The sequence below is a fragment of the Agrobacterium sp. 10T429 genome, from assembly GCF_056393925.1.
Window position 1 is genome coordinate 330,637 of the sequence record NZ_JBFTGV010000004.1, and the last position, 26,787, is coordinate 357,423.

Genomic DNA, 26,787 nt, shown 5'->3' on the forward strand with positions numbered 1-26,787 from the left:
GTTGTCGGGGAGCCGGTCACGCTGTCAGCGTTATTGGCACCTTGTCGCCCTCGGGCGGCAGCCATTCGGCTATCCGTTTCGAAATGTTTTCCAGACCATCGAGCTTCAGGTCCTGCGAATTGACGGAAGGCGGCGCGCGATTCGGCAGCGCTTTAAGAGCTGCCGCCATTTTTGCCGGATTCTCGGCATCCTCAGGTAAAAGCATGTCGAAAAGGCCGAGCTCCGACGCGCGGCTTGCGCGGATAAGCTGCTCCTCCCTCGGCACCGTGCGCGGCACGACGAGGGCAGGCTTGTCGAACGACAATATCTCGCAGACGGTGTTGTAGCCGCCCATCGACACGACGGCCTGAGCGCCGGCAACGAGGTCTTCCATGCGATTGTCGAATTCGATGATCTCGATGTATGGAATATCGGCAACACTGCTCATGAATCGCTGGCGCTGGTCTGCCGGCATGTAAGGGCCGAGCACCACCAGCGCCTTGTGCGTCAGTTCGCTATCATGACGGTAGGCGTTGATGACGTCATCGATCAATTCGCTGCCGTCACCGCCGCCGCCAGTGGTGATGAGTAGATAGTCGCCCTCCGGCCGGTGCGCCACGGTTTCCGCCTGCGTTTTGGAGCGTTGCAGGAAGCCGACGAAATCCATCTTGTCCCGAACGGTCTGGGGAACGTCGAGCCCCGTCAAGGGGTCGTGGAAGTCCGGCGGGCCATAAATCCAGACGTGGTCATAGAACTTGCCGATCTTGGTCATCACGTCATTGCGCTTCCACTCCGCTTCAAGCAGCTGCGGTGCATCCATGACGTCACGCAGGCCGATGACAAGCTTGGTTCCCTGTCCCTTGAGATACGCAAGCGTTTCCTCCACCTCGCCACGAAGACCCATGGGCTCCTTGTCGACGATGAAGATATCCGGCTGGAAGCTTTCGGCAGTGTGATAGATGATGGAGCGGCGCATCTTCAGTGTTTCCTGAAGATCGATATGCCGGTCCATGGAGGTGTATTCGCCGTTGCGCAGCTTGATGACGCTCGGGATTTTCACGAAATCGACACGAGCGCGATAATCGAAGGCACCGGCGATAGTCGCACCCGAAATGATAAGCACGTTGAGGCCGCGATAATCCTCCACCAGCGCGTGAGCGATCGTGCGACAGCGCCGCAGATGTCCGAGGCCGAAGGAATCGTGGCTGTACATGAGGATGCGTGCGTCGTTCAGACGGGAGGTCATCGGCCACACCTCTTTTTGCCTTTCCCAAAAAAGGCGATGGCGGAAGAGCAGTTTATCAAGGCGTGTTCCATTTTATCTGAAGGGATCCGCAGCATCACGTAGTCCGTCACCGAAGAAATTAAAGGCCAGAATGACGAGAACAACCGGAATCGTCGGGATGAGAAGCCACGGATATAGCGCAATGACGCTGACGCTGCGCGCCTCCGTGAGCAGAATTCCCCAACTTGTGATCGGCGGCCTGAGGCCGAGACCAAGGAAGCTCAGCGCGGTTTCGCCGAGAATCATGCCCGGTATCGTCAGCGTCGCCGAGGCGATCAGATGTGACATGAAGCCGGGGATAAGGTGCCTGCCGATGATGCGCGGCGTGCCGGCGCCCATCAGTTGTGCAGCCAAAACATAGTCTTCCTCGCGCAATGCCAGCAATTTGGAGCGCACGGCGCGCGCCAGTCCCGTCCAGTCCAGCATGCCGAGAATGATGGTGATGCCGAGATAGACGAGGATCGGACTCCAGGTCACCGGCATGATCGCTGCGAGTGCGAGCCACAGCGGAATGCTCGGAATGGATTGCAGGACTTCGATGATACGCTGGACGATGAGATCGAAAGTGCCGCCGCGATAACCTGCAAGACCGCCGATCACAATGCCGAGAACGAAGCTCATGGCGACACCGAGAAGGCCGATCGTCAGCGAGATGCGCGCGCCGTAGATGATTCGCGACAGCACGTCTCGTCCAAGTCGGTCGGTGCCGAGCAGGAACATTTCACCGCCTTCGGCCGGACATACGAGGTGGGTTCTAGCCTCGATCATGCCCCAGAAATGATAGGTATCGCCCTTGCAGAAGAAACGCAGCGGCTGGATATCCGTCGGCACATCCCGGTAGACACGCCGCAGATTGTCCATGTCGAGCGTCATTTCCCGACCATAGACGAAAGGCCCGACAAATTTTCCGTCATTGAAAAGGTGAATGGCCTGGGGTGGGGCGTAGATATGCTCGATATTGCGGGTGTGAAGATTGTAAGGCGCGAGGAACTCGCTGATCAGGATCGAAAGATAAAGCACCACAAGAAAGGCGCCGGACCAGACAGCGATCTTGTGCTGGCGGAACTGCCACCACATGAGCCGCAGTTGCGACGCCTTGCTGAAGGCCGCCATTCCGGACGTATTGGGTTCGATGAGCGACGGGTCGAACGGCGCCGTCGAAACGTAGTGGGGCAGTGCTTCGCCGGATGTCGGGATGGATGAAGTCATTTGACGTTACCACCTCCGAAGCGGATTCTCGGGTCAAGTATGGCAAGGGCGATATCCGACACAAGAACGCCGATCACCGTGAGGAAAGCAAGGAACATCAGGAAGGAGCCGGCCAGGTACATGTCCTGGCTTTGCAGCGCCCGGATGAGCATCGGACCGGTTGTTTCGAGCGACAGCACGACGGCGGTGATTTCCGCGCCTGATATGATAGCCGGCAGGATCGAGCCGATGTCCGAGATGAAGAAATTCAGCGCCATGCGCAGCGGGTATTTGATCAGCACCTTGAAAGGGTGAAGCCCCTTGGCGCGGGCGGTTACGACATATTGTTTCTGCAACTCGTCCAACAGGTTGGCGCGCAGGCGGCGGATCATGCCGGCCGTGCCCGCCGTTCCGATGATGAGGACGGGTATCCAGATATGTTCGAGAATCGATTTGAACTTTGGCCAGCTCATCGCCTGGTTCAGATATTCCCGATCCATCAGATGGCCGATGGAGATGCCGAACCAGATATTGGCGAAATACATCAGGATCAGCGCCAGCATGAAGTTGGGGATGGCGATGCCAAGCAGACCGAGGAAGGTCAGGCCGTAGTCGCCCCAGCTATATTTGTGCGTGGCGGAGTAGATGCCGATCGGGAAGGCAAGAATCCAGGTGACGATGATGGTGACGAAGGACACCAGAACCGTCAACCACAGACGGTCTCCCACAACCTCGTTTACCGGGAGCTGATATTCGAAAGAATAACCGAAATCGCCGACCAGCATGCCGGTTGCCCAGCGGAAGTAACGGATCGGCGCCGGCTGGTCGAAGCCGTAGCGGACGCGCAACTCCTCGATTTCGGCAAGGTTTGCGGTCTCGCCCATGGCGCGCAGTTCGGCGACGTAGCTTTCGAAATAATCGCCCGGTGGCAATTCGATGATGGTGAAGACCAGCATCGAGATCAGGATCAGCGTGGGGATCATGACGAGGATGCGCTTGAGAATATACCGCAGCATATCAGGCGTCTCCGTCATACCAGAAGGCATCCGGCATGTAGATGCCGAGATACGATGTGGGTTCAAAGCCGAAAAGCGCCTTTTCCGGCACGTTTCGCATGCGTTTGACATGGACGACGGGTTGCAGCGCGCCGTTGACGATGCCGATGGAAAATACCTGCTGCGTGTAGATACCAAGCATTTCCAGCCAGATTGCCTCGCGCTCTTCCTCGGTGACGCTTCGGCGCCATTTTTTCAGGAGATCGAGCAGATGCGCTGCTTCCGGCAGGTCAGGCTCCTTGCCCTCGCGCCCGCCGGACAAATAGTGGATGCCCCAGACCGGCCATTGCAACTGGTCGTCGCCGGTGGGCGCAAGGCCCGAAGGCAACATGTCGGGGGTCGGCACGCCATTGTCCATGCCCATCCACACCGACATCAGCACCTCGCCGCCCATGGCGCGCTTGCGGAAGACATCGCGCTGGGTCGGGCGGACCGAAACCGCAATGCCGATATGCCGCCAGTGGTCCGTGACCAGTTCCATCACGTCCGTTTCGAGCGTGCTTTCGCCTGTGGTCTCGACGATGATATAGGCTGGACGGCCGTCCGGCAGAAGCCGGTTGCCGGCGCTGTCGCGCTTATCGAGACCTGCTTCGTCAAGCAACCTGTTGGCCATCGCCCGGTCGAAGGCACTCCAGGCCTCGGCAAATTCCGGTCGGTAAAGCGGGCTTTCCGGCAAGACGGTGTCGGCGCTTTCCTTGGCCAGCCCGTAAAAGCAGACCATGTTGATTTCGTGCCGGTTTATAGCGAGCGACATTGCGCGGCGCACGCGCACGTCCTGGAAACAGCTCCGCCATACAGGATCGGCGCAGTTCAGATTGGGCAGAAGCGCAATGCGCGAACCTTGAGAGCGTTTGTAGAGGTTCACCTTCAGAGGAAAGCGCTTTTCGGCATCCTTCAGGAAGGTGTAGTCGGCGAAATCGAGGCCGAAATATTGCAGATCGCTGTCACCGGACGCCGTCTTGGCCGAGATGATGTCGGAGGAGGTGACGTTCAGCAGGAACCGGTCGAGATAGGGCAGTTGCAGGCCGTTTTCGTCGACACGGTGATAATAGGGATTGCGCTCGAAAACGAACTGTTCGGCCGGTGGCGAAGTCGTATTGCGCCAGGCGTCCAGCGTCGGCAGAGCGGGATTTTCTGGACGGACCTGCCGCGACATCTTGATATGCAGCCCGCTCCAGTCATCCGCCTTGTTCTTCTTGATGAGCTTGGCGAGGTTTTCCGCGGTCTGATATTTGATGTGGAACTGCTTCATATAGGCGGCGGGCAGGAAAAGCCGCGCGGGCGATGCTGCTGCGAGCTTTGCCAGAAAATCGGGGTTCGGACCTTCCCAGGTATAGCGCACCGTCAGCCGGTCGATGACTTCGATCTGGGGAGGATTGTTGTTGACCAGCAGTTCGATTGGCGGGCCGCCCTTGTGAATTTCCTTGTTGAGAGCAACATCCTCCCAGAAATACCGGAAATCCTCGGAGGTTAAATCGCTGCCGTCGGACCATTTGTGGCCTTCGCGTAGCTTGAAGGTGAAGATGCGTTCGTCCTGAACGTCGTAGCTTTCCAGAATGTCGGGATGAAGCTCGAATTTTTCGTCGTAACCAACCAGGCGGGCATAGTTGCTGATGGGCATAAGCCGGATATCGCGCTGGCCGCCGATCAGCATGCGCACGGAACCGCCGTGTTTTCCGGGCTCCCGGCCAAGCGCCTTCATATCGATGACGCGCGGGTTTTTCGGCAAGCGCTCGGTAATATGAGGCAGCTCACCTTTTTCCCGCTTTTCCTTGAAGTAGGCGGGGTCGGTATAGGCAGCGCGCGCATAGGTCGGCAAAAAGACGGAGGCCATCAAGGCAAGGGTGGTGCGGCGCGTAATCACGAGCGAAGCTCCCTGATGTCGGCATTGCCATTTGCGAGAACGAAATGGCCATCGCCAAGATCGGCAGAGATCATTTCGCCGTCACCCTCGTCGCGAAATTGCTTGCCCCAGTCGAACTTGCCCGTCGCGCTGATCTTGCCGATGGTGCGGAAATCGAGCGGACGGTCGAGATCGGGAAAAGGCACAGCCGCCAGCAACGATTTTGTATAGGGGTGAACCGGAGAGCGCATCATGATTTCCCGCGGCGCCAGCTCGACGATGCGGCCCTCGCACATCACCGCCACGCGGTCCGCCATGTAATCCACCACTGCCAGATTGTGCGAGATGAAGAGGTAGGTAAGTCCGAGGTCCTTCTGCAAATCCTTGAGCAGGTTGAGGATTTGCGCCTGCACCGAGACATCTAGGGCAGAAACGGGTTCGTCGCAGATCAGCAGTTCTGGACCCAACGCCAGGGCTCTGGCAATGCCGATACGCTGCCTCTGGCCGCCTGAGAAACTGTGCGGATAACGGTTCAGCGCGCTTTCTCCAAGGCCGATTGCCTTGACGAGATTACGGACTTTTTCCGCGCGGTATTTCGCATCGCCCCGTCCATGGATTTCAAGCGGCTCGCTCAAAATATTGCGCACGGTCATGCGCGGTGAAAGCGATGAGATCGGGTCCTGGAAGACCATCTGTATCTTCGACCGCAATTCCTTTAGATCGCCGTCCCTAGCATTGAGGACGTCGATATCGCCCTGCGGCCGGTGAAAGGTCACGGAGCCTTCATCCGGGCGAACGGCGCGCATGAGGATTTTGCTGACGGTTGTCTTGCCGCTGCCGCTTTCGCCGACGAGGCCAAGGCATTCTCCCCGGCGGATTTCAAAACTGACGCTGTTGACCGCCTTGGTGGCATTGGCATCGCGGCGGCTGAACCAGCTGGACTTCCGGGTCGTGAAGGTCTTGCTGATATTCTCCACGGTCAAGAGCGGGCCGGGGGTCTTGTTCACTGCGGCGGTCTTCTTGCCGACAAGGCTTTCGTGGTCGACGGTGATCTCACGAAGCGCCTTCAGCCTCTCACCTGGCTTCATGTCGAAATGCGGCACGGCGGCCATCAGGCCCTTGAGATAGGGGTGGCTCGGTGCCTTGAAAATATCGTCGACCGTTCCGGCTTCCATGATCTCGCCCTGATAGATCACGGCAACCTCGTCGGCGATGTTTGCCACCACGCCGAGATCGTGGGTGATGAGCAGCATGCTCATGTTCAGCCGGCTCTGGAGATCGCGCAGGAGTTTGAGGATTTGCGCCTGTATGGTTACATCCAGAGCCGTCGTCGGTTCGTCGGCGATCAGAAGCGCGGGGCGACAGATCAGTGCCATGGCGATCATGGCGCGCTGGCGCATGCCGCCCGACAATTCGAAGGGATACATGTTCACGACCTTCTTCGGGTTGGAAAACCCTACAAKGTCGAGCGTCTCATACATTTTTTCCGCGCGCTCGGCCGGCGACAGGATGCTGTGGATTCTCAGCGCTTCGTCAATCTGGTTGCCGATCGTGTGCAGCGGCGAAAAAGACGTCATGGGTTCCTGAAAAATCAACCCGATGCGATTTCCGCGTATAGCGCGGATTTCCCTGCCGTCCTTCGGCAGTTGCAGCAGATCGACGGGGCCGGCTGCGGCATTTGCGGGATCGGTAAACAGCACGCGTCCGTTCACGCGCGCCGTCTTGGGGTGGATGCCCATGATCGTCTGGCCGATGACGGATTTTCCGGAGCCGGATTCTCCGACAAGCGCGGTCACTTTTCCCGGAAGAATGCGAAGGCTGGCACCCCTCACGGCGTCAATCGTGCCACCCATAAGAGAAAACGAGACCCGCAGATTTTCAATACGGAGCAAATCTGCGCCTGCGCTCATGCTAAAGGGTTCCTTGCCGTCTCTCTTTATCGTTGTCTTGTGACAATTTGCTCAGGAGGGCTTAAAGGCACGTTATCGTAGGGTTTGTTGTCTGTCTATGCCTCTGAAACATCGAATTGTTTAGCGAATTCAAAGCCGGCTTCCAAATTGCAATGGCTTGCCTGATGGCTTGTGTTTGGCGATATGTTAACGAACGTTTCCGGGTGAGGATCCATGTCCGACAAGAAATATTACGATGCCCAGCTGGATAGAGCCCGGCAGTTGCAAAACCAAGGACAATATGCGGAAGCGCACGCGCTTCTCTTATCGCTGGTTGCAGTAAAGGACGGGCACCTGATGGGTGAACGGACAGTGCTCGGTCTGCCGCGCCGACTGCATGCGGCACGGCTGCGTCTTGCCAAGGCTGAAGGCGATGTGGTCGCGAGGATCGGCTATCAATATACGCTGGTTCCGCCGCCGCAGGTGCTTGCAAAATATGCGCATTTTTCCCTGGAGGAACACCGCGCTATCAATCTGAAAAGCAGGGAGGACGTGCCGAGGCGCATCCACCAGATTTGGATCGGAGACAAGGCCCCGCCCGTATCGGTCAAGGCCTGGGCTGCCCATGCCGCCTCGCATGGTTACGAATATCACCTCTGGCGGGAGGCCGATCTTGAGCGGGAAGGCGTGTTTTCGAATAACGTCTTCAGGACGATGCTGGAAGACGGCGATTATCCCGGCGCTGTCGATGTGGCCCGCTATGTCGTGCTGGAGCGTTTTGGTGGCATCTATCTTGATTGCGACTGGTATCCGGCGCGGGATGATGCGAGTTTCGATGCTTTCCTGCCACTGGTAGGGCTGACGGCGTTCGATGAAGAAACGCCGCGCGATACCGGGCAGGGCAGCATGCTTCTTGCCAACTCTTTCATTGCGACACCTGCTGGCCATCCGGTCTTCCGCAGGATGCTGGAGGCGTTTCCGAGGATTCTTGAGGAAATGCCGCGTGCGCCAGCCTGGTGGTCGACGGGTCCGCTGATCTTTACCGTCATCGCTCGGGCTGGGAGCATCAGCCTTGCGCCGGCGGGGTTTGTTGCCGCTTCTCTTGCCGATCGCGCCGCGTTGCAGGAGGTTGAAGCTGTCAGGCGCGAACTTGCCACCAAGACGGGTGGTTTGCTGATTGCCTGGAAGTCATGGTGATATCTGGTTGATGAGTTCCGCCGAGGAACGCCAGCGCGCGGCAGGATGTTTGCCGGTAATTTCGAACAGCCGTTTCAGAAAACGCCAGACGTTGTCATCATGCACGAGATGATGGGTGAGGATGCCGGTCGTGCCGCCGTGCTCCGCAGTCTGCAGGATGCGGGCGGCGGTCTCGGCGAAAAGGATGTCGTCTTCGCGCCCACCGCGGCTGCCGTGCCAGTCAATCACGTCGACATGGGTGTTCAGGCAAGGTGGCACGGCGTCTTTCTCCGGGCCGAAAACCGAAAGCGCTCGATATCCGAGGTCTGCCAGTCCCTGCACCACATTGGCATCTATGCGGTTCCACGGCGGAACGAGCATAGGCACGAAACGCCTGCCATGCAGATCGTGCAGTTTTTCCAGCCCGGATTGCAACTCGTCGAGAATGATGGACAGGTCACGGTGTGATCCGAGTTCCTGTTTCTTTTCTTTCTCGGTGGCATAGTTCGTATGGGACCAGCCATGCACGGCGACATGGGCAATGTCAGTCGTATCCAGGTGCCGCGCGAGCTTGTCCGTCGTCATCTCGGGGATAACCGCAAGCGTGACCGGCGCGGAAAAGCTGCTGCAAAGATCGAGCAGCGTGTCGAGCGCCGGTGTCGGTTCCACCGCATCGTCGTCCCTGAGCCAGAGATCGGCCGTTATGCCGCGTCGTCCACATTCATCCAGTGCCGCTACGAGTGTTTCCAGACTCATGATGTTCGTGCCTTTGCTCGCAACAGGATATCGTTCAGTTCTCTTGCGGCGTTTTCCAGAGATCGTTCATTTTTTACGAACTGGCGGGCTGCCCTTGCCAATTCCTCCCGCCGCTTGTCATCGCCGAGCAGAGTTTCGATTGCTCCAGCATAGGCGGCTGTATCATTTTCCGGTGTCAGTAATCCGGTGGTTCCGGATTTTACCACTTCGGGGACGCCGGCCACCGCTTCGGCGATAACGGGCAGGCCCGCAGCCTGTGCCTCGAGATAGGCGAGACCGTAGGCTTCGCCATGCCCCGGCCAGACGTAAACCGATGCTTTTGAAAGAAGTTCTGCGATTTCGTTTGCGTTTTTTTCTCCGTGCCAGACAAGACGGCGATCGGGGAAAGAGCTGAACATGGCTTGCACGGCAGCGCGTTCCGGCCCGTCGCCGATGATATCCAATGTCCAGTTCAAGTCCTGCGGCAACAGCGCAAGCGCTTCGCGAAGCGCGCGATAGCTGTCAAACTTGTCGCCCGCCCGCATCATGGCGACGGTGATGAGTTTTCCCGGTGTGGGGCGCGGAGCAATTTCAAGAAAATTACTGGCATCGATAAAGGGCGCCAACATCGCCGAGCGGAGTGCGGGAGAGGCGCGGACAAGCCCGTCGCGATCACGCGCGGTGAAGCAGATATTGATGGCGGCAGCGTTCAATGCGGCCAGTAACTCGTCCTGAACCGCCTGCCAGCCCATGCCATTGCGCTTTGGGGAATAGGAGGCCTCGGCGGTGACGTAGGGAATATCGAAACGTGTGCCCAGTTCCGGCCCGAGCAAGTCCGGGGCCTTGTAATAGGGGTGATAACAAAACCACAGATCCGGCGCGCCTTCCCGCTGCCAGCGCTCCGTGATGGTCTCGATTTCGCGCGTCGCCGCATCGGCAAGTAAGGACCGCGCCGGATCGTCAGCCTGTTTGAGAAAGCTGCGCAGCTCGGAAGCGACGGAAACATCGTGGCCGCCCATCGCCATCGCCTTCATCAGCAGGCGGGCCATCAGCCGGTCTCCGGAGGGAACGGGATGGTTGGGCGATTTGAGCGGTGAATAAAAAGCGATCCTCATCCGGATGGTTGTGCGTCGCCCATGGCTCTGGCGTCAACTGGAATTTGAGAGGACCGAGCCTTGACAGCCTGACCATTCTTGCCCAACTGAAAGGCATCTTTTGCACATGCGCGGAGCGTGACACGCTTTGACTTCCCCAGTCGTTTCCCAGAACCTGCTTTCCAGCATCGAAAACAAAAGCGCCAAAGCGGCGGTGATCGGCCTTGGCTATGTCGGTCTGCCGCTAGCCATCACGATCGCCAAGGCCGGTTTCAAGGTCGTCGGTTTCGATATCGATCCCGGTAAAATGGTCGCGATCGATGCCGGTCGCAGCTATATCGAGGCGGTTTCGGACGAGGTGCTGGCAAGCGTCAGGCGCGATGATGGCTTCATCGCAACGTCTGATTTTTCCAGACTGGCTGAATGCGATGTGATTGCCATTTGCGTGCCGACGCCCCTGACGAAATATCGCGAGCCGGACCTCTCCTATGTCGAAAAGACCTGCCGGGACATTGCCGCGCATCTGCGCAAGGGGCAGCTTGTGGTGCTGGAATCGACCACCTATCCCGGCACGACTGACGGGGTTGTGAAGACCATTCTGGAAGGTACCGGACTTGTCTCCGGCGTCGACTTCTTCATCGGTTTTTCGCCCGAGCGGGAAGATCCCGGCAATCGCGATTTCGAGACCTCGACCATTCCAAAGGTCGTTGCAGGCGATGGTGAGGCTGCCGGGAAACTGATGGCGGCATTCTACGGCTCAGTGGTCAAGAAGATCGTTCCGGTCTCGACAAACGCCACGGCCGAGGCGGTGAAAATCACCGAAAACGTCTTCCGTGCTGTCAATATCGCGCTCGTCAATGAACTCAAGGTCGTCTACGAGGCCATGGGCATCGACATCTGGGAAGTGATCGACGCGGCGAAAACCAAGCCGTTCGGTTTCATGCCGTTTTATCCCGGCCCGGGTCTTGGTGGCCACTGCATACCGATCGATCCTTTCTATCTCACCTGGAAATCGCGGGAGTACGAGTTGCCGACGAGGTTCATCGAGCTCGCCGGCGAAATCAACACCGGCATGCCGCGTCATGTCATCGGACGGGTTGCGGAAGCCCTCGACATCCGTTCCGGCAAGGCGCTCAGCCGCTCCAAGGTGCTGGTGGTCGGTCTCGCCTACAAGAAAAATGTGCCCGATATTCGTGAAAGTCCTTCGCTGAAACTCATAGAACTTATTCAGGAGCGCGGCGGCGAAGCGGCCTATTATGATCCGCACGTGGCAGAAATCCCGAAAACCCGGGAATATAGCCACCTGATGGGCATGAAATCCGTGGCTTGGGACAAGCAGACCGTCAGCGCCTTTGACGCTGTTCTGGTCGCGACCGATCACGACAATGTGGACTATGCCGCTCTTTGCGAATGGTCGCCGCTGATCATCGATACGCGAAACGTCTTCGCACGTCGGGATATCGCCGCAAAACACATCATCAAGGCCTGATCGGCTTCTCCCGGACATTTCCAGCAAAATCGCCATACGCTTTTACTGAAAATGCCCGGAATTCATGAACGGACGGACTATGAGCAGATTGGACAGTTTCATTCGCCGGTTGACCGCGCAGCGCGATATCCTCAACCACGTCAAGGCCGATCTCGATCTGCCTGACGAAGGCGCGATCATGGAAATAGGCCTTGGAAACGGGCGCACGTTCAATCATTTGCGCGAACTGTTTCCGCAACGCCGTATCGTTGCCTTCGACAGGGCCATGGGCGCACACGCCTCTTCCGTTCCGGCGCAGGAAGATCTCGTCATCGGTGAAATATCGGAAACCGCTCCGGCCTTCATCGGTGTGGAGGCGGCCATGGTGCATGCCGATATCGGCACGGGCTACCCGGAAAAGGATGCCATTACCCTGACATGGTTGCCGGACCTTGCCGCGGGCATGCTGGCAAAAGGTGGTGTGGCGGTCAGCGGTCTACCTCTGGATCATCCCATGCTGAAGCCTCTGCCGGTGCCGGAAAGCGTGCCGACCGACCGTTATTTTCTCTATCGTAAGATTTGAGGCCGGATGGGCCGTCAGAGAGAGCGCCGGGGTTGCCTTATAGGTAGCGCTCGCTCTCTTCTTTCGAGAGCAGGAAAACTTTCATTTGCGAGTTTCTCCCGCGAATGGCGATTTTTTCGCTTCGCAAATCGGCAATCTCCTGTCCCGCCTGAATGATGGCGGGTTCGGAAACGACAATGGCGGCGCCGAATTCCTTGGCCTTGGATTCCAGCCTGCTCGCCACATTCACGGTGTCGCCGATGGCGGTCAGGGTTTTCGCTGCGCCATAGCCCATGACGCCGACGATCGTCGGGCCGGCGTGGATGCCTACTACCACTTCCAGCCGGACAGCAAATTGTTTTTCCAGTCCCTCATTCAGGATTGAAAGCTCCCGCAATATGATAGCGGCGGCCTTCATAGCGTTGCGGCAGGCATTTTCTGCATCGTCGCCAAGTCCGAAAAGAGCCATGGCGCCATCACCGATGAATTTGTCGAGATGTCCTCCGGCCTGTTCTACGGCCTGCCCGACGATGGTGAAGTAGCGGTTTAGAAGAAACACGACGTCATATGGCAGTTTCGCCTCGGAAAGCGCGGTGAAATTGCGGATATCACAAAAGAGGATGGCGATCTCCTCTTCCTTGCCCGGCCGTGCCGGTTGCGCATCCGCTGGCAGGTCGCTCTGTTGGGGCGGCGATACCAGAAGCGCTATTCCAATATCCTGGGTGGGCCGCAACTGGCAGCCGAGCCGCACATCTGAATCGGCATGGATGCGCCTCAAAGTGGTTTGTTCGATATCTCCGGGAGGCGGAAGCGGGCCTTTGCTTTCGACAATCCTGACCCGGCAAGTCGAACAGCGTCCTTTGCCGCCGCATACGGAATAATGCGGTACGCCTGCGAGTCTGCTGGCCTCCAGAATGCTGAGCCCGGCAGGGACGCGCGCCTGCGCGCCATGCTCATATCGGATTTCGATAGCCGTCGATCTCTGTCGCCAGCTGCGCACGCCGCGCAAGACGAACACCAGCATGACCGCGCCGACAAAAATCGCTTCCGTTGCGTCGGTAACGAAACGGATACGTGTCTCCATCTCCCGTTGCAACGGTATGTCGTCTCTTTGAACGGTGGTATCTGCAAGCCCGGGAGGAAGCGAGTATTTTCTGTCCACCTCCTCCAGCCAGCGGCCGGCATCGCTGAAGCCCAGAAGCGCCAACAAAGGCAGCATCACCGCCACAGTCATGAATATCCCGGCAATTTTGGGATACCAGTCCCGGTACCGCAACCAGAAAAACAGGCCGATACACCCGTGGGTCCAGATCACGATCAATGCGAGGCTTTGCCACGCGCCTGCCATCGGGTTGTTGATCCAGAGCCGGCGAACGACCGAGTAATATCCCACGTCGATGTTGTAGATCATGTGCGACACGCGAATATTGACGGCGTGGCTGATGATCAAAAACGGGATCGACAGGCCAAGTATGGCTTGCAGCGCTTCGCGAAGGGGCATGCGCAATGTTCGGCGCTGATAAAGCGAGCGCAGGACAAGACAGACGTGCACCACAACCGATCCATAAAACAGCAGGCTGCTGACGGGATTGAGCCAGATCAGGCTGAACCATTTTCGCGCCCGCTCGGCGGTATCGATGGAGATGAGAGCGAGCGAATGGTTGAAAAGATGGGAAAATACAAAGGCAAAAATGATGAGGCCGGACAAGATCCGGGCGCGTCTCAAATTGGTCTCCGAAAAGAAACGGATCATGCAAATCCCATCATGCGGTCATTTGGCGCAGAATCATCATTAAGTGTGCTCTGGTGTCTTTAATGCAGGGTATCTCGTGGCAATATCGTGGAGCAATGGGCCGGCGATGGTCAATTGTGCGTGTTCGAACGTCGGTTCGTCGCATGATACAAATCAGGCTTCAAAAAAGCGTCAAACGCACGCCAGCAACACGAGATTGGTGACCGCGATCAGAGGTCGATGATCTGGCCGTCCATTGTCGCGAATGCACCGCTGAACTGGGCTTTTGCCTGTTTTTCGATGTCATCCAGCTCATCGTCGCTGCGGCTTGGGGCGTGGTGGATGAAGCCGACATTTTTTGCACCTGCCAGTTTGGCAAGGCGGATCGCCTCCTGCCAGGACGAATGGCCGTAACCGCGATAAAGGCCCATCTCCTCATCGGTAAACATGGCGTCGTAGAGGAAGAGATCGACGTCCTTGATCAGATCAAGCACGTTCTTGTCGATATTGCCCGGTTCATGTTCGGTATCGGTGATGATGGCGAATGACTTTCCCGCCCAGTCCAGGCGATACCCGATGGCGTTGCCCGGATGGTTGAGCATTCCAGTTCGGATCGAGAGGCCCGGATGAACATTCAGGACGTCGCCCGGCATAAAGTCACGGGTTGCCATTTTTGCGCAGCAGACTTCCAGCGGTACGGGGAACCATGGCGGGCTCATGAAGTCCTTGAGCATTTCCCGCGTTGTCATGGTGCCGGCAAGATGACCCGACCAGATGGCGACATCGTTGGAGCTATTGTAGAACGGCTTGAAATAGGGAAAGCCGACGATGTGGTCGTAATGGCAGTGAGAGAAGAACAGGTTGACGTCGGTAATACCTTCCGCCCGCAACGCCAGACCAGCAGGGTGTAACCCCGAGCCCGCGTCGAACAAAAGAACATGATCTCCGCATCGTACCTCGATGCAGATGGTATTCCCGCCATATTTTCGGAAGTTTTCACCTGAAACAGGAAGCGTTCCCCGCGCACCCCAGATCTTTACCCGAAAATCTTTATTACCTTCCCGACTTACTATGTCGGAATCGAACGCCATGACACACCCCGATTACAACGGAATCTTGCACGCTTCCTCCCATGAAGCCCGTTGTCTCTACAGATTATTATATCCGCTCTCTTTTGGCGGACGCCCTTACCCTTATTCAGTCAGCATTTCATTTATATTGCAATGGTGCGACATTTATTTTTCCAACATCGCCATCCACGGTAGCAAGAAATTGCGGCTCATGTTCTCGCGTTTGCACGCGCTTTGCTAAGCTCCGTCGTCGTCTGGGTGAGACGTTCGGCAAGAACGCGCATGACCTTGATGGTAATGTCAGGGAAATCGGACATGAGCTTGAAGAACTGTTCCTTGCCGATACGCAGGGCTTCCACGTTGGTGGAGGCGCGCACGGTTGCGGTTCTGACGCTGTCGCAGAGAATGGCGATTTCACCGACGATCGCATTGCCGGTCATTTCGGCCACTTTTAACGTGCCCGACGGAGAATCGACCAGAACATCCACTTTGCCGGTCAAAAGGACGTAGGCCGCATCGCCGACATCTCCCTGCCGGAACAGCACGTCGCCGGTGTGATAGGACACGCGGTCGGATGCGAATGCGAGAAGTTTGAGCTTCGACGGTTCCATTTCCGAAAAAAACGGGACGCGTTTCAGCATTTGAATTTCGTCTTTGAAAAGCATTGCCTTACCCTGTTCTTGTTCCACCTCGGTCACTTTCTTGGATTTATGTTGCGACCATATCCTTGAATGTACCGTTTTCCTGCGCAAGAGTCTCGTAACTTCCATCAGCGCTGATAAGGCCCTGATGGACGACGATGACCCGGTCGAACATGCGCGAGAGCGTCGCATTCGACAGAACCCACACGATCGCCGGGTTATTATTGTTCTGTTTCAGGAATGTGATGACCCGTTCGACAATTTCCTCCTGTTGCCGCGGATCGAGGCCAGGAAGGGGGCGATTGAAGACGTAATAGTCGGACTTGCGGATCAGCGCCCTTGCGAGATTGAGCTTCTGCCGCTGGAGTGGCCCGAGCCGCTTGCCGCCGGCGCCGAGGTTGAAATCCAGACCCACCGCAAGCACACGCTCATAGACGCCCTGCTTGCGCATGACCTCGGCCACGATGTGGGTGATGCGCCGTGATGCGTCGGTATAACGATGGCTGACCTTGCCGAAGAGAATATTGTCCAGAAGGCTGGTGGCACTCATGTATTTCGTCGGATCGTAGATTTCGATCACGTTCTTCAGGCTGTCCGGCAGGTTTTCATGGAACATGTGCCGGACTTCAACGATCCGGTTCATGATTTCCGGTGACAGCAGGCCGAAACGCTGCCGGGGCTCAATGTAGAAGAAGCTCAGCCGCAGCATCGCGCGTCTTTCGCTTTCATTGGCCTCGTCGAAACTCCGGCTCTGAAGACGCTGCAGCATTTGCTGATAGACCGGAACATCGTCGGGCGTCATGAATGTCAGCTGCTGGAAGAAGGGGTGGTCACCCGGCAGGTCGGCGAAGATTTCCACGATGTTTTCGGCAATCGTATAGCCCATTTCGAACAGGGTTTTGACGAGGCCGGTTTCGCGCATCAGCGAACGGAAATATTCGCTTTCTATGACGGTCCTGATCGACTGTGATGAGTCGCGCATGGTGCCGAACAACAGGTTCTCGCCCACGGTGGCCTCACTGTTGTAGCTCTCCAGCTCAAACGGAGCGATGAGGCCGCTCAGGTTCTCCTTTTCCAGTTCGGCGCGCAGGACATGTCGCAGTTCCACAATGCGGGCCGCAAGATGCAGGTCGGTCAAAGGGTCGATCGTCGAGCGCAACGCGAATTCCAGAATATCCTGTGAAAGTTCCACGCTGTCGAGCACAGCCAGAACGGCCTGGATGAGGTTTTCCGGCTTGCCGTCACCGGCCGGGCTTGAAGCGTAGTCGATCCATTCGCTGTTGATGTCGATCGTCGGATTGCCCGCAAGCTTGGCTTCGCGGATCTCCCATTTGCGGTGTTCCAGCGCTGCACCTTCGTATTGCTTTTCGACAAGCGGTGCGTGCTTGAGACCGTAAAGCAGATTGTCCTTCAGGCTGGCGTGGAAAAAATAGCTGTCCGAGGACACATAGGAGATGCGACGGCCCGTCAGCGATTCAGGCAATTCCAATATGTCGACGTCGTTGATGCTCACCTTGCCGGAGGTCGGCCAGAGCGTGCGGCCGATAGCATCCGCGAGCGCCTCTGCTCCCGATCCACCGACGATGGCGATCACCTCGCCTGCCTCGATCTTCAACGATGCCTGTTCCAGAAGCCGGCTGCCGCTATCGTCTTCCAGCGTCAGATTGCTGACGACGATCGGTGCGGCAATTGCCGCGACTGCTCCCGGTGACAGTTTTTGCACCTTGTCATCGATCATGTTCGACGCATCGAACTGCTCGAAGACCTGCTCGTATTTTACCTGAACATCCTGACGCGCCTGATCCCAGTCGATCAGCTCCTTCAGCGGTCCTGGCAGTTCCTTATAAGCGTTGATGACGGCAACCAGCTGCCCGACATCGAGGCTGCCCTTGAGCGTGAGATAACCGCCGAGTGCATAAAAGAAGAACGGGGTGAGCTGCGCGAGGAAGTTATTGATGAATTTGACCAGAAACTTCCACTGGTAGAGATCGTAGCGGATCCTGAAGATATCGCCGAGCCGGTGCGAGGCATCGGCACGCTCGAAATTGGAGGTGTCATAGGCGTGGATGGTGCCGATGCCGTCGACCATTTCGCCGATGCGCCCGGCAAGCTGGCGTGCGCTTAGCTGCCGCTGGCGACCGAGTTCGATGAGGCGACGGCGCATTTTGGGGATGATGCCGACCTGGATGGCGGCCATGAAAGCCGCAATCAGACCCAGCCAGAAATTCTGCACGAGAATGAAGAAGAGTGCCGAGAGCGCCTGACCGCCGAGAAGCGCCGGCTGCACAAAGGCGTCGCCGGTAAATCCGCCCAGCGGTTCGACCTCGTCCTTCACCATGCTGGAGATTTCAGCACCCTTGACCCGCTTGAAATGCGTGGGCGGGAACCGCAGGATCCGATCAATAAGTTCGAAACGGATACGCCTGAGAAGTCGCTCGCCGAGGCGGCCCTTGAAGGTGTTGATATAATATTTGAAAAGCCCGTTGATGACGACAAGCGCAAGGAAGGTGAGGCTGAGCGCCATCAGCATCGACATGCGGTTGAGTTCGAGCCCGGGGAAGAGCGTCACGGTGCCCCAATAGGGAATATCGACCGTGAGATGCATGAAAAGCTGTGTCGCGTTTGCCCCTTCGAAGCCGTCTCCCTGAATGGGCCCGTTGACGATCTGTTTGGGCAGATCGAAGGCGAGGAAATAGGGGATCATGGACAGGGCGACGATCAGCAGAATGAAAAGCTGCTGCCGCTTCGTATGCGACCAGATATAACGCGTAAGGCTTTGTTCCATATAAAACTTCTATGACCTGTCGGGCAGGGCCCGGCGTGTTGGTTTGCGCGGTGTCAAGACGGTCAGGCTGCCGGGTGGCGGGATCCCCTCCTGCAAATAGGTATGTGACTCGCTATTTATCAGTATATTCAAGCGGTTTCGAGCAAAATAGCGCCCGTGCCGAGGCTGGCCCACGATACCCGATATTTGTTTTTGTAACGTGCATTCCACATTCGATATTGAGACGACTACATTTTTAGACTTCCCTAATGTTATTGGTTTTACTGTAGAACAGGACGTTAGGACGCTCCGGTATAGTTATCCCGCAAATGGTTGAGCCGACACAGGCGTAGTGATTGCAAGGTCGATGGCGATAGATATTTCAGAGCGTGCAAGCGGTGAACCGTCCCCTGACATGTTGTCGCTTTCGGGCATTGCATCCGATGGGTCGATCGCACATCCGGTTTCTTTTCAAGGATGCACGGGTGTTTTTCACCCGGCGCGCAAAGAGGTCAAACAGGATCATGCGGTTCTTTTCGTCAGCCCCTGGGGCATGGAGGAACTGTGCACTCGCAAGTTTCAGCGGGTTGTCGCTGAACGGTTGGCGGCGGCCGGCGTCGCCAGCCTGCGGTTCGACTATCATGGCGCCGGGGATGCGCTCGATCCGGAGGATGTCGACCGTGCGGCGGATTGGCTTTCCGACACGCGAGCGGCGCTCGATTATCTAAAACGTCTTTCCGGCTGTTCCAGTGTGGTCGTCATCGCTCAGGGTCTCGGCTGTCTGATCGCCATACAGGCGCTCGCCGATGCGGCGGCCGTCGGTTCCATGGCGCTTCTGGCGCCCGTCGTCTCCGGACGGAGCTATCTTCGCGAACTGGCGATGTGGTCGTCCATGATTGACGATGGCCTTGGTCTTCGTCCCGGGCAGCGCATGGCGGAGGCGGGGGCAATTGCAGGCATGGCCATGCCGGTGGGTGTTGCTGATGCTGTCAAGAAGGTCAATCTTGCAAAGCTTGATACTGCTCCTGCGCGGAGCATTCTGGTGCTGTCGAGACCGGGCCGGGCGAGCGACAGCGATTTTGCCAAACAACTCGCCGCGATTGGTGCCGAGGTGGGGGAGGCGGAATTTGAGGGATATGACGATCTCGTATCCAGTCCCACACTCTCGAAAATACCCGGCGATGTGGTGAAGCGGCTTCGGGATTGGGTCCTGTCCCAAACTCATGCCGCGGATGCGGCGGGTCCGCAGGAGAATTTCATCGTCAACGCTCCGCAGCGCGGTCGCGGTTTTCTGGAACAGCCGGTGCAATTTGGCGAAGCCGGCCGGCTTTTCGGTGTTTTTTGCGAGCCTGACGATCGGCCGGCGGTCTCCTCGGTCCTTCTGCTGGGCGCGGCCTATGACCGGCATGCGGGTTGGGGCAGGCTTTCCGTGCAAACGGCCCGTTTGCTCGCACGGGAGGGTATCGCTTCGCTGCGGTTCGACGCGGCCAATATTGCCGACAGCCCCCCGGTCAAAAACGCGCCCGATCAGGTTCTTTACGATGCGGCGCAGAATGACGACGTGGCCGCTGCGCTCGATTTTCTCAGTCGGCGTGGCAAAGGACCCGTCGTTGCTGCTGGGCGCTGCAGTGGCGCCTACCTCGCCTTCAATGGCGCGCTTGCCGATGACCGGATCAGCGGGGTGGTTGCGGTTAATCCGGTTGTGTTCCACTGGCGGAAAGGCCGCTCGGTCGATGAAGCGCTGCACAAACCGCCACGGTCCTTTGGGGAATACAGCCAGCGTTTTCGCCAGGGCGCTACGTTCAAGCGTCTCGTCAGCGGCGATGTCGATGTGGTGAGCGCTGGTCGCAATATCGCCAAGGCGACGCTCAAGAAGCTTTCGATAAAAACGGCAAGGCTTTCCCGCCGGGGGAGCGAGGAAGGGCGTGCCGTCTACGGTGCTTTCGACAAGCTCAAGACAAGGGATGTGTCCATTAGCCTGCTTTACAGCGACAATGACGACGGGCTTGAGCATTTCCGGTATTATTTCAACGCCGATGGCCGGGGCCTGTCGGCCTACCGGAATGTGTCGCTGACGATTATTCCTGACGCCGACCATAATCTCTCAACGCCTGAGGCCAGAAAAGCCTACATCGATGCGGTGAAGCTGATGGCTCTAAAAGGAAAATCGCCGGCTGGAGCCTAGCGAGACGACATCGCCGGAAGGGGGCGTTTCGGATGTTGCTGTCTCCGGCAGAAGGTCGATTTTTCTGATTTCACCGGGTGCGAGATGGAACCAGCTTTCCGAGGCGCGGTAATCTTGCGCCGTAATATGGACGGATTGCGCCAGCCGGTCCGTGCCGATCTCGAGCGACCAGATGCCGTTCGCCTCGCTCACCTCCACCTGAAGGTTGGCGGCGTGCAGTGCTTTTTTCCGACCGAGAGGAAAATGGAATGCGTCGGCGATGACAGATCCGGTCGCGACATCGCGGAGCCGGGCTACCGTCACATCATGGGAGGGCGGGCCGAAACGATAGGCATAGGTCGTATCGAAAAAGGCGCCGAACAAATCGGTTGCGGCGATGGTCTGGCTCTGTCGCGGCGAGAGCGTGAGCGGCCGTTTGGCATGGACGACGGGTTGCGTGCCATCGCGCAGGCAGGTCAGTTCCAGCATGGCGTCAAGGTTGTCGCCGGTTTCGTTGATGACATGAATGTCCAGCCCGTTGGTGCCTTCGTCGGAAAGGCTGACCTGGATGGGACGAAACGCTCTTTTCAGCGCATGCCAGACGGATTTGGGTCTGCCGGTGGCATCGATGATACCCCAGCCAGCGCCGGGAACGAGATCCTGCAAGGTCCAGACCAGGGCGCCCCGGCAAGGGGACGCGTCGCGACGCCATTCGGCGAAGGTTGCTTCCATGACCTCGGCAGTGACGGCACGAGACATGTCGAGATAGAGGCCGCCATCCTCCCGACGCAGCACGTCCGGCTCAACGTCGTAAAGCAGTTTCAGATAATGGTCACGAATATCCTCGAAATCCCAGGAAGCGCCGCGATCGCGTGGCGTGCGCGCCTTCCAGCGCGGATCATGCACCGCCAGAGCGGGAAGATGTCTGTCCAGCGTTTCCTGTTCGGGAATATTGGCGAAGGCCAGGCACTCTGCGGCAAAGCGGAGATCGGCCCGGCGGGCATCTTCCAGCGGACGGCAATAGGCGCCCACACCGTAATAATGACCAACTCCGGCATTGGGAAAGAAGGGCAAGGCGCCGCCTGAAGGGGAATTCGCCACATAGGCCGCGTCCGGCCGTTTTTCGGTCAGGACTTCGGGCAAAATTGTCTCGGTGAGCGTTCCCTTCCATATCTGTTCCGGCAGACCGAGCATCGCGCCCTGCTGGTACATTTCGCTACCACCGCAAAAAACGATCAGCGAAGGGGAAAGGGCGGTCGCCTCGAGGAACTGCGAGACTTCCGTAACGATGTGCTGGCTGAGCGCCTCATCCTTTGCTGGATAATCAAAATTGGCAAGCATGGCGTCCTGCCAAACCATGATGCCGAGTTCATCGCACAGCGTGAAGAACTCCGGCGTTTCATAGGCCATCGTGCCGCCGATGCGGATCATGTTCATACCGGCTTCGGCAGCTTTTCGAAGCCAAGGCTCATAGTCCGGTCTTGTTCCCGGCAGGCGCACGATGTCGGCGGTCGTCCAGACTGCGCCCCGGCAGAAAACGGGGTGCCCGTTTATCCGGATGCCGAAACCGTTTCCGTCTTCGCCGTAATCCACCTCCACGCGCCTGAAGCCGGTGCGCCCGAGCCTGTGTTGCTTACCATCCAGTTCCAGAACGACTTCATGAAGCGCCGGTCTGCCGTGGGTATGCGGCCACCAAGTCTCGACATCGGGTATCCGGAGTTCGCCCAAGAATTCGCCGTTTTCACCTCTGGAAAGATCGGTGCTGTAACCGGCGCAGGTGAGCCGTGCGGATGGAATGTCGTTGTTCGCCTCCAGGGCGATGTTGACCGTTCCCGTCCCGGTTTCGTCGAGCGAGGACCGGACTGTGCAAAGCACGCCTGACTGTCTTATAAGGCTGATCGGTCGCCATGGGCCGGCGGCATGGATTTCCGGGCACCAGCCCGGCATATATCCGAGCGCCGTGGTGCGGATAAGCCGCAGACCTTGGGTGTTCATCATCTGCGGCCGCCAGCGGGCGCGCGGACCGGTTTTTTCGAGCCTCGGCGAAAGTGCCCGGAAGCAGATCGATAGTTCGTCCGCGCCTGTCAGTTCAACCGGCACTTCCAGCCTTTCGAACATGCTCTGGCTGGCGGCGATCAGTTCGCCGTTGAGGAAGATTTCTGCAATCGTCGACAGGCCATCGAAGCGCAGGATCGCCCGCTCCCGAACGTCGGAAATCATCGTCAGACGGTACCAGGCATCCCTGTCGTTCAATGGTGTCGGATTGAAACGGTCAAATTTTCCGGCCAGTTCCAGAGCTTGCGCCACTGTTCCGGGAACGGACACGTGAAGGCTTTCAAGGGTTGCGGGAATTTCAGAGGGCGTTTCGCAGGCGTTGGCGGACGTCATTGTCAGCGTCCAGCCTTCACTCAGCAATTTTTCGCTTTCGCGCGAAAGATAAGTCCTCACGCGGCCTCGCTGGTGTTCGACAATTTCGCCGCAAGGGCTTCCATCACACCATCCCATGCTTCCGCAGCCGGATCGAGCACCGAGGCGAGCGCGTCGAATTTACGGCGTGTGACGGCGCGAGCGAGCTGGAACTGCACGGTCTTGGCGACCTCGGATATGCGCAGCGCGTGGTCTCTCGCTTCAGCAAATTCGCTCTTGTCCAGCCATTCGAGGTGGCTCGCAGCCAGTTCGAAATTGGCGCCGAGCTGGCGCAGCGTATTGAAGGCATATTTGTGGAAGAAGCCGAACGGCCGGTCTGCCACCTTCTCGACCTGAGCCGGAAACACGGCTGCAAAAGCCCTGACCGGATTGTCGGATGGTCGCCGTGAAAAATGAAACTTCAGCAGCCGTTCGGCCGTTTTGCGGATATGCGCCGGCGAAGGGTTGCTGTCTGCGAATTTCGCAAATTCCGTATAGGGCAGGAAGGGCGGCTCGCTCTCTGACAGGTGATGGTGGAACAGGCCGTCGAAATCTTCGCCCGACAGGTGGAAAAAGCCTGCATTATGAAAATAATCGAGTTCCCGGTTTGCAAGGTCCAGCCGGTTGATGGCGATGGTGGTCTTGCCATGTTCCTTCCGGTAGCCCACCCCGTGGGTATCGGGCATATAGAAGCTGTCCATCTCGACCAGGCAGATGCGGCCGCGCTCCAGCTGCGCTTCGATATGGTTTTCAACCCGGTCGAAGATCGCAAGTTCGGTGGCGCGAACGCCATAAAGTGCTTCCAGATCTTCCAGCGGCACCTTGAAGAAGGTGAACTGGTCGCCTTCGAAATACTGCGTCAGTGTGAAGCCGAACATGGCCTCAGGCGGCAACCCTTTCGAGGCCAGCACCTCGATCCACAAATCGATGTAGCAATTGGTCTCCGGCCACATTCTTTCCGAAGAATGAAGCGGGTGCTGCACATAGTTTTTGGGATCGAGACCGGGGAAAATCTGCCGCATGAATGGTTAGCCCCAGAGTGTTTTCAAGGCCTTTTCGGGCCATGTTTTTACATCCAGACCGTGATGCGCAAAAAGTGCCAGCGCAATGCGCTCAAGGCCGAAACCGACGCAGGCGGTGTGAGCCACATCACCATTGTCGAGGTTCAATCCCCATTTCTGGCCAAAGGCGTCCTGATGGTAATTGAAGCTCATGCAGGCCGTCGGGTTGGTGGCGGATGTGACGGGGATCAACAGTTCGAATTTCAGGTTCTGGTCGCGCTGGTTGTTGGCGAGCATTTTGCCGGCGCGGCCGAAGAAGGGATCGTTGGCCACGTCGATGGTCACTTCAAGGCCCACGGCTTCCATCATCGCCACGCCGCGATCCATCCATGTCTGGCGGAATTCGGTCACATCACTCTCCGTGCCCATGCGCACATATTCCCGCATGCGGAAAAGCTGCTGACGTGCCGGGTCCTTCGAGGGTTCATGGCGGAAACAATAGGACTGGATGTCGTAGAGACCGCCGCCGGAAGGCAATGCGCCGCGCTTGGCGATGGTCGGATAAAGAGGGTAGCAAGCGGCCGGCGTCAGCACGATATCGGTTGCTTTCTGGTCCTTTGTCCAGTCGCCGCCCTCATCCATGGATTTGAGAAGGCTGACATGGTCAAGTTCGCAACCGCAGAAGGAATGCACCGTGCCCGCAAGCTGCGGGAAGCTTTTCATGTAACCGCTCTTTTCGAAATAGGCGCGGTTGATGCCGGGCGGGAAGCGGATCGCCTCTGCACTGTCCGGGCCGCCGGTGCGGTCGATCAGGCGTTCGAATGCGGCAATGACATCCTCGAACTGGCCGCTGCGTCCGTAAAGACCATCGACACCCGTTTCAATCAGCAGGCCTTCTTCGAACAGTCGATCGAGAAACGATGTTTGCATATCCATGGTCTTATCCCAAGAGGCTGGTGTCCTGCTTGTGAACCAGCAGGAGATTGGCGGAATTGCCGAGAATACGGTCGTTGGAAATCATCAGGCGCGCGGAATGCGCGTCGCGCAGGTGTCGGCCAAGGCTGTAGGGCGTACCGTTCTTGTAGCCCATGATGCCGCAGACCAGCATCGCTTGGTCGATGATCTCCAGAATGGTTTCCGAAGAACAGATCTTCACATTGTTCATGGCAACCGCGAACGCCATGGACATCAGCTTGTCCGGGTCGCTCTTGGTGTCTTCGTAAGCCTTTACGCCCGCAATGACGTTGGATTTGACCACCTGCAATTTCGTGGAAATTTCGGCAATGTGGATAGCGCCTGGCGGTGTGACACCGGGCGACTTGCGTGCAGCCGTCCTGACGAAGGATTGCGCGCGCAGCATCGCATCCGACGCGATGCCATACCAAACGGCGCTCCACAGAAGATGCGAGCTTGCAAGCATGGATTGCGCGGCGATTTCCGCAAAGGGTTTTGGGAATATCTGCACCGCCGGCGCCTCGCCGCGGAACAGGAAACCGTCCGAACAGGTGCCGCGCATGCCGAGTGTGTCCCAGACATGGGTCTTCTCGAGCCTGTACTGATCTTTCAGGAAGACGGTCATCACCTGATCGGCCGGGGCGGCATCCTTGTGGGCGCGCGAGGTGATGAGGATGGCATCCGCATTGCTGCCGTAGGAAATGACGGTGGCGTCCTTCTCCAGCCGGCAGATGTCTCCTTCGACCTCAATCGCGCAGATGGAATTGCGCAGATTGCCGCCGATTCCGCCTTCGGTCGTGGCCGAGGCGAGCAGAAGCTGTTCGCTTGCAATGCGGCTCATGAAGCCCGCATGCCATGGGCTTGTCTCGCCGTGTTCCACAAGGCTCGATGCCTTGATGTGGTGCATGGCGAAAATCATCGCGGTTGCCGAACAGGCCTGGCCAAGCCGGGCGCAGATATCGGCGATTTGCTGTATGGATGCGCCTTCGCCACCAAGAGAGGACGGGACCTGAATGCCGAGAAGGCGCTCTTGTCTCAGCGCCTTGACGGCTTCCTCCGGGAAGCGACCGGTGACGTCCACCTCGTCCGCGTGTTTGGCGGCAATTGCTGCGACGCGGCTTGCGCGCGCGGACAGCGTTTCATCCTGCGGCGCAACGGTCACATTCATCAGGCTGCCTCTTTACCATCCAGAATGAGCTTAACGGTGTCTTCAATGGCCTTGATGCTGGCAAAGGACTTGCGGTTCAAGAGGTTGTCGGGGAATTCGATATCGAAAGCTTCCTCGATACCCAGCATCAATTGCACCGATGCAAAGGAAGAAAGACCTGCCGCATAAAGATCTGCTTCGTTTTCAATCGTATCGACGGGGGTAGGAAGCTGGCCGAATTTTGCCAGTATTTCACGAATAGTCGCATTCATTCCGACTTATCTCCCATGAATTTAACATCAGGATGGTTTGTGCTTATCGTTAATTTGAAAACGATAATATTCGCCTAAACCGTTAGGTTAATTACCACTAACGGCGCTTTTGTTGTTCGTCCACCTTTGCCAGCCATCAGCAGCACCCTTGACAAATGTCGGGCGGTGTTTTCTCTTGTGTCCATTCACCAGGGGTGTCCCGTCAAGGGGCTGAGATTCTGCTTTTATGCGCAGTGACCCGTTGAACCTGATCCAGTTCATACTGGCGTAGGGACGGTGCAAAGACCGAAGGTCGGATTGCGTGTAACTTGCGCTGCCGATGCGTCGGTATTTTCCATCATTCCGGCTCGAACTGGGTCTCC

The 26,787-nt window shown here is 57.7% G+C and carries 20 protein-coding genes and 1 riboswitch; of the genes, 4 read left to right on the plus strand and 16 right to left on the minus strand.

Features of this window, described 5'->3' with window-relative positions; all coding sequences use genetic code 11:
* Positions 1-16: 16 nt before the first annotated feature.
* From AC1DCP_RS12850 to AC1DCP_RS12870, 5 genes are all read right to left on the minus strand, one after another.
* Positions 17-1,225, minus strand: a complete 1,209-nt coding sequence (locus AC1DCP_RS12850) for a glycosyltransferase family protein (RefSeq protein ID WP_003516795.1) — start codon at positions 1,223-1,225, stop codon at positions 17-19.
* A gap of 72 nt (positions 1,226-1,297) precedes the next feature.
* Positions 1,298-2,473 (minus strand): ABC transporter permease, encoded by a 1,176-nt coding sequence (locus AC1DCP_RS12855; RefSeq protein ID WP_003516796.1) that lies wholly within the window; start codon positions 2,471-2,473, stop codon positions 1,298-1,300.
* Entirely contained in the window at positions 2,470-3,468 is a 999-nt protein-coding gene (locus AC1DCP_RS12860) for an ABC transporter permease (RefSeq protein ID WP_003516797.1), read from the minus strand. Before AC1DCP_RS12860 ends, AC1DCP_RS12855 begins: the two co-directional genes overlap by 4 nt.
* Position 3,469: 1 nt before the next feature.
* Positions 3,470-5,371, minus strand: a complete 1,902-nt coding sequence (locus AC1DCP_RS12865; protein ID WP_065688655.1) for an ABC transporter substrate-binding protein — start codon at positions 5,369-5,371, stop codon at positions 3,470-3,472.
* The gene (locus AC1DCP_RS12870) at positions 5,368-7,260 is read right to left on the minus strand and encodes an ABC transporter ATP-binding protein (protein ID WP_476774302.1); all 1,893 of its coding nucleotides are present in this window, start codon (positions 7,258-7,260) and stop codon (positions 5,368-5,370) included. Before AC1DCP_RS12870 ends, AC1DCP_RS12865 begins: the two co-directional genes overlap by 4 nt.
* A gap of 213 nt (positions 7,261-7,473) precedes the next feature.
* Between AC1DCP_RS12870 and AC1DCP_RS12875 the strand changes: the two genes are divergently transcribed.
* Positions 7,474-8,436, plus strand: coding sequence for a glycosyltransferase family 32 protein (locus AC1DCP_RS12875; RefSeq protein WP_162696129.1), 963 nt, complete (start codon positions 7,474-7,476; stop codon positions 8,434-8,436).
* Here AC1DCP_RS12875 and AC1DCP_RS12880 read toward each other — a convergent pair.
* Together AC1DCP_RS12880 and AC1DCP_RS12885 are read right to left on the minus strand one after the other, a co-directional pair.
* Positions 8,428-9,171: a polysaccharide deacetylase family protein gene (locus AC1DCP_RS12880; protein WP_065663011.1), complete on the minus strand. Its 744-nt coding sequence runs from the start codon at positions 9,169-9,171 to the stop codon at positions 8,428-8,430. The genes AC1DCP_RS12875 and AC1DCP_RS12880 overlap by 9 nt on opposite strands.
* A complete protein-coding gene (locus AC1DCP_RS12885; RefSeq protein ID WP_065688653.1) occupies positions 9,168-10,265 on the minus strand; it encodes a glycosyltransferase family 4 protein in 1,098 nt (365 codons plus the stop codon). Before AC1DCP_RS12885 ends, AC1DCP_RS12880 begins: the two co-directional genes overlap by 4 nt.
* Before the next feature lie 127 nt (positions 10,266-10,392).
* Between AC1DCP_RS12885 and AC1DCP_RS12890 the strand changes: the two genes are divergently transcribed.
* Complete coding sequence (locus AC1DCP_RS12890; protein ID WP_019566086.1) at positions 10,393-11,733, plus strand: nucleotide sugar dehydrogenase; 1,341 nt, start codon at positions 10,393-10,395, stop codon at positions 11,731-11,733.
* 79 nt (positions 11,734-11,812) lie between these two features.
* The gene (locus tag AC1DCP_RS12895) at positions 11,813-12,295 is read left to right on the plus strand and encodes a class I SAM-dependent methyltransferase (RefSeq protein WP_003516804.1); all 483 of its coding nucleotides are present in this window, start codon (positions 11,813-11,815) and stop codon (positions 12,293-12,295) included.
* Positions 12,296-12,332: 37 nt separating this feature from the next.
* On the opposite strand, the gene AC1DCP_RS12900 is transcribed toward AC1DCP_RS12895, so the two are convergent.
* The 4 genes from AC1DCP_RS12900 to AC1DCP_RS12915 all read right to left on the minus strand — a co-directional run bounded on the left by AC1DCP_RS12900 (position 12,333) and on the right by AC1DCP_RS12915 (position 18,502).
* Positions 12,333-14,027 carry an adenylate/guanylate cyclase domain-containing protein gene (locus AC1DCP_RS12900; RefSeq protein WP_003516805.1) on the minus strand — a complete coding sequence of 565 codons (1,695 nt, stop codon included), beginning with the start codon at positions 14,025-14,027 and terminating at the stop codon, positions 12,333-12,335.
* 209 nt (positions 14,028-14,236) lie between these two features.
* Positions 14,237-15,097: an MBL fold metallo-hydrolase gene (locus AC1DCP_RS12905; RefSeq protein WP_065688652.1), complete on the minus strand. Its 861-nt coding sequence runs from the start codon at positions 15,095-15,097 to the stop codon at positions 14,237-14,239.
* Positions 15,098-15,285: 188 nt separating this feature from the next.
* Complete coding sequence (locus AC1DCP_RS12910) at positions 15,286-15,741, minus strand: cyclic nucleotide-binding domain-containing protein (RefSeq protein ID WP_065688651.1); 456 nt, start codon at positions 15,739-15,741, stop codon at positions 15,286-15,288.
* A 43-nt stretch (positions 15,742-15,784) separates the two neighbouring features.
* The gene (locus tag AC1DCP_RS12915; protein WP_003516808.1) at positions 15,785-18,502 is read right to left on the minus strand and encodes an ABC transporter ATP-binding protein; all 2,718 of its coding nucleotides are present in this window, start codon (positions 18,500-18,502) and stop codon (positions 15,785-15,787) included.
* 346 nt (positions 18,503-18,848) lie between these two features.
* Here AC1DCP_RS12915 and AC1DCP_RS12920 point away from each other — a divergent pair, with 346 nt between their 5' ends.
* Positions 18,849-20,666: a serine aminopeptidase domain-containing protein gene (locus AC1DCP_RS12920; protein WP_081308597.1), complete on the plus strand. Its 1,818-nt coding sequence runs from the start codon at positions 18,849-18,851 to the stop codon at positions 20,664-20,666.
* Here AC1DCP_RS12920 and AC1DCP_RS12925 read toward each other — a convergent pair.
* From AC1DCP_RS12925 to AC1DCP_RS12945, 5 genes are read right to left on the minus strand one after another with little or no spacing between them, the layout of a single operon-like run.
* Entirely contained in the window at positions 20,637-23,093 is a 2,457-nt protein-coding gene (locus AC1DCP_RS12925) for a glycoside hydrolase family 2 protein (RefSeq protein ID WP_065688650.1), read from the minus strand. The two genes, AC1DCP_RS12920 and AC1DCP_RS12925, sit on opposite strands and share 30 nt — an antisense overlap.
* Positions 23,090-24,073 carry a DUF1839 family protein gene (locus AC1DCP_RS12930; protein WP_476774303.1) on the minus strand — a complete coding sequence of 328 codons (984 nt, stop codon included), beginning with the start codon at positions 24,071-24,073 and terminating at the stop codon, positions 23,090-23,092. The genes AC1DCP_RS12925 and AC1DCP_RS12930 overlap by 4 nt, the downstream gene beginning before the upstream one ends.
* Positions 24,074-24,079: 6 nt before the next feature.
* Positions 24,080-24,988 carry an amino acid--[acyl-carrier-protein] ligase gene (locus tag AC1DCP_RS12935; protein ID WP_013636844.1) on the minus strand — a complete coding sequence of 303 codons (909 nt, stop codon included), beginning with the start codon at positions 24,986-24,988 and terminating at the stop codon, positions 24,080-24,082.
* Between the two features lie 4 nt (positions 24,989-24,992).
* On the minus strand, positions 24,993-26,174 hold the full coding sequence (locus AC1DCP_RS12940) for an acyl-CoA dehydrogenase family protein (RefSeq protein WP_065688648.1): 1,182 nt from the start codon (positions 26,172-26,174) through the stop codon (positions 24,993-24,995).
* Positions 26,174-26,425 carry an acyl carrier protein gene (locus AC1DCP_RS12945; protein WP_003492279.1) on the minus strand — a complete coding sequence of 84 codons (252 nt, stop codon included), beginning with the start codon at positions 26,423-26,425 and terminating at the stop codon, positions 26,174-26,176. Before AC1DCP_RS12945 ends, AC1DCP_RS12940 begins: the two co-directional genes overlap by 1 nt.
* 180 nt (positions 26,426-26,605) lie before the next feature.
* Positions 26,606-26,717, plus strand: a riboswitch (TPP riboswitch).
* Positions 26,718-26,787 lie beyond the last annotated feature (70 nt).

Bases quoted from the DNA above. Each gene is read 5' to 3' on its own strand.
- AC1DCP_RS12930 (WP_476774303.1), bottom strand. From the start codon at position 24,073: ATGCGGCAGATTTTCCCCGGTCTCGATCCCAAAAACTATGTGCAGCAC.
- AC1DCP_RS12905 (WP_065688652.1), bottom strand. From the start codon at position 15,097: ATGGCGTTCGATTCCGACATAGTAAGTCGGGAAGGTAATAAAGATTTT.
- AC1DCP_RS12910 (WP_065688651.1), bottom strand. From the start codon at position 15,741: ATGCTTTTCAAAGACGAAATTCAAATGCTGAAACGCGTCCCGTTTTTT.
- AC1DCP_RS12945 (WP_003492279.1), bottom strand. From the start codon at position 26,425: ATGAATGCGACTATTCGTGAAATACTGGCAAAATTCGGCCAGCTTCCT.
- AC1DCP_RS12855 (WP_003516796.1), bottom strand. From the start codon at position 2,473: ATGACTTCATCCATCCCGACATCCGGCGAAGCACTGCCCCACTACGTT.
- AC1DCP_RS12920 (WP_081308597.1), top strand. From the start codon at position 18,849: ATGGCGATAGATATTTCAGAGCGTGCAAGCGGTGAACCGTCCCCTGAC.
- AC1DCP_RS12875 (WP_162696129.1), top strand. From the start codon at position 7,474: ATGTCCGACAAGAAATATTACGATGCCCAGCTGGATAGAGCCCGGCAG.
- AC1DCP_RS12935 (WP_013636844.1), bottom strand. From the start codon at position 24,988: ATGGATATGCAAACATCGTTTCTCGATCGACTGTTCGAAGAAGGCCTG.
- AC1DCP_RS12895 (WP_003516804.1), top strand. From the start codon at position 11,813: ATGAGCAGATTGGACAGTTTCATTCGCCGGTTGACCGCGCAGCGCGAT.
- AC1DCP_RS12915 (WP_003516808.1), bottom strand. From the start codon at position 18,502: ATGGAACAAAGCCTTACGCGTTATATCTGGTCGCATACGAAGCGGCAG.
- AC1DCP_RS12850 (WP_003516795.1), bottom strand. From the start codon at position 1,225: ATGACCTCCCGTCTGAACGACGCACGCATCCTCATGTACAGCCACGAT.
- AC1DCP_RS12940 (WP_065688648.1), bottom strand. From the start codon at position 26,174: ATGAATGTGACCGTTGCGCCGCAGGATGAAACGCTGTCCGCGCGCGCA.
- AC1DCP_RS12885 (WP_065688653.1), bottom strand. From the start codon at position 10,265: ATGAGGATCGCTTTTTATTCACCGCTCAAATCGCCCAACCATCCCGTT.
- AC1DCP_RS12860 (WP_003516797.1), bottom strand. From the start codon at position 3,468: ATGCTGCGGTATATTCTCAAGCGCATCCTCGTCATGATCCCCACGCTG.
- AC1DCP_RS12900 (WP_003516805.1), bottom strand. From the start codon at position 14,027: ATGATCCGTTTCTTTTCGGAGACCAATTTGAGACGCGCCCGGATCTTG.
- AC1DCP_RS12880 (WP_065663011.1), bottom strand. From the start codon at position 9,171: ATGAGTCTGGAAACACTCGTAGCGGCACTGGATGAATGTGGACGACGC.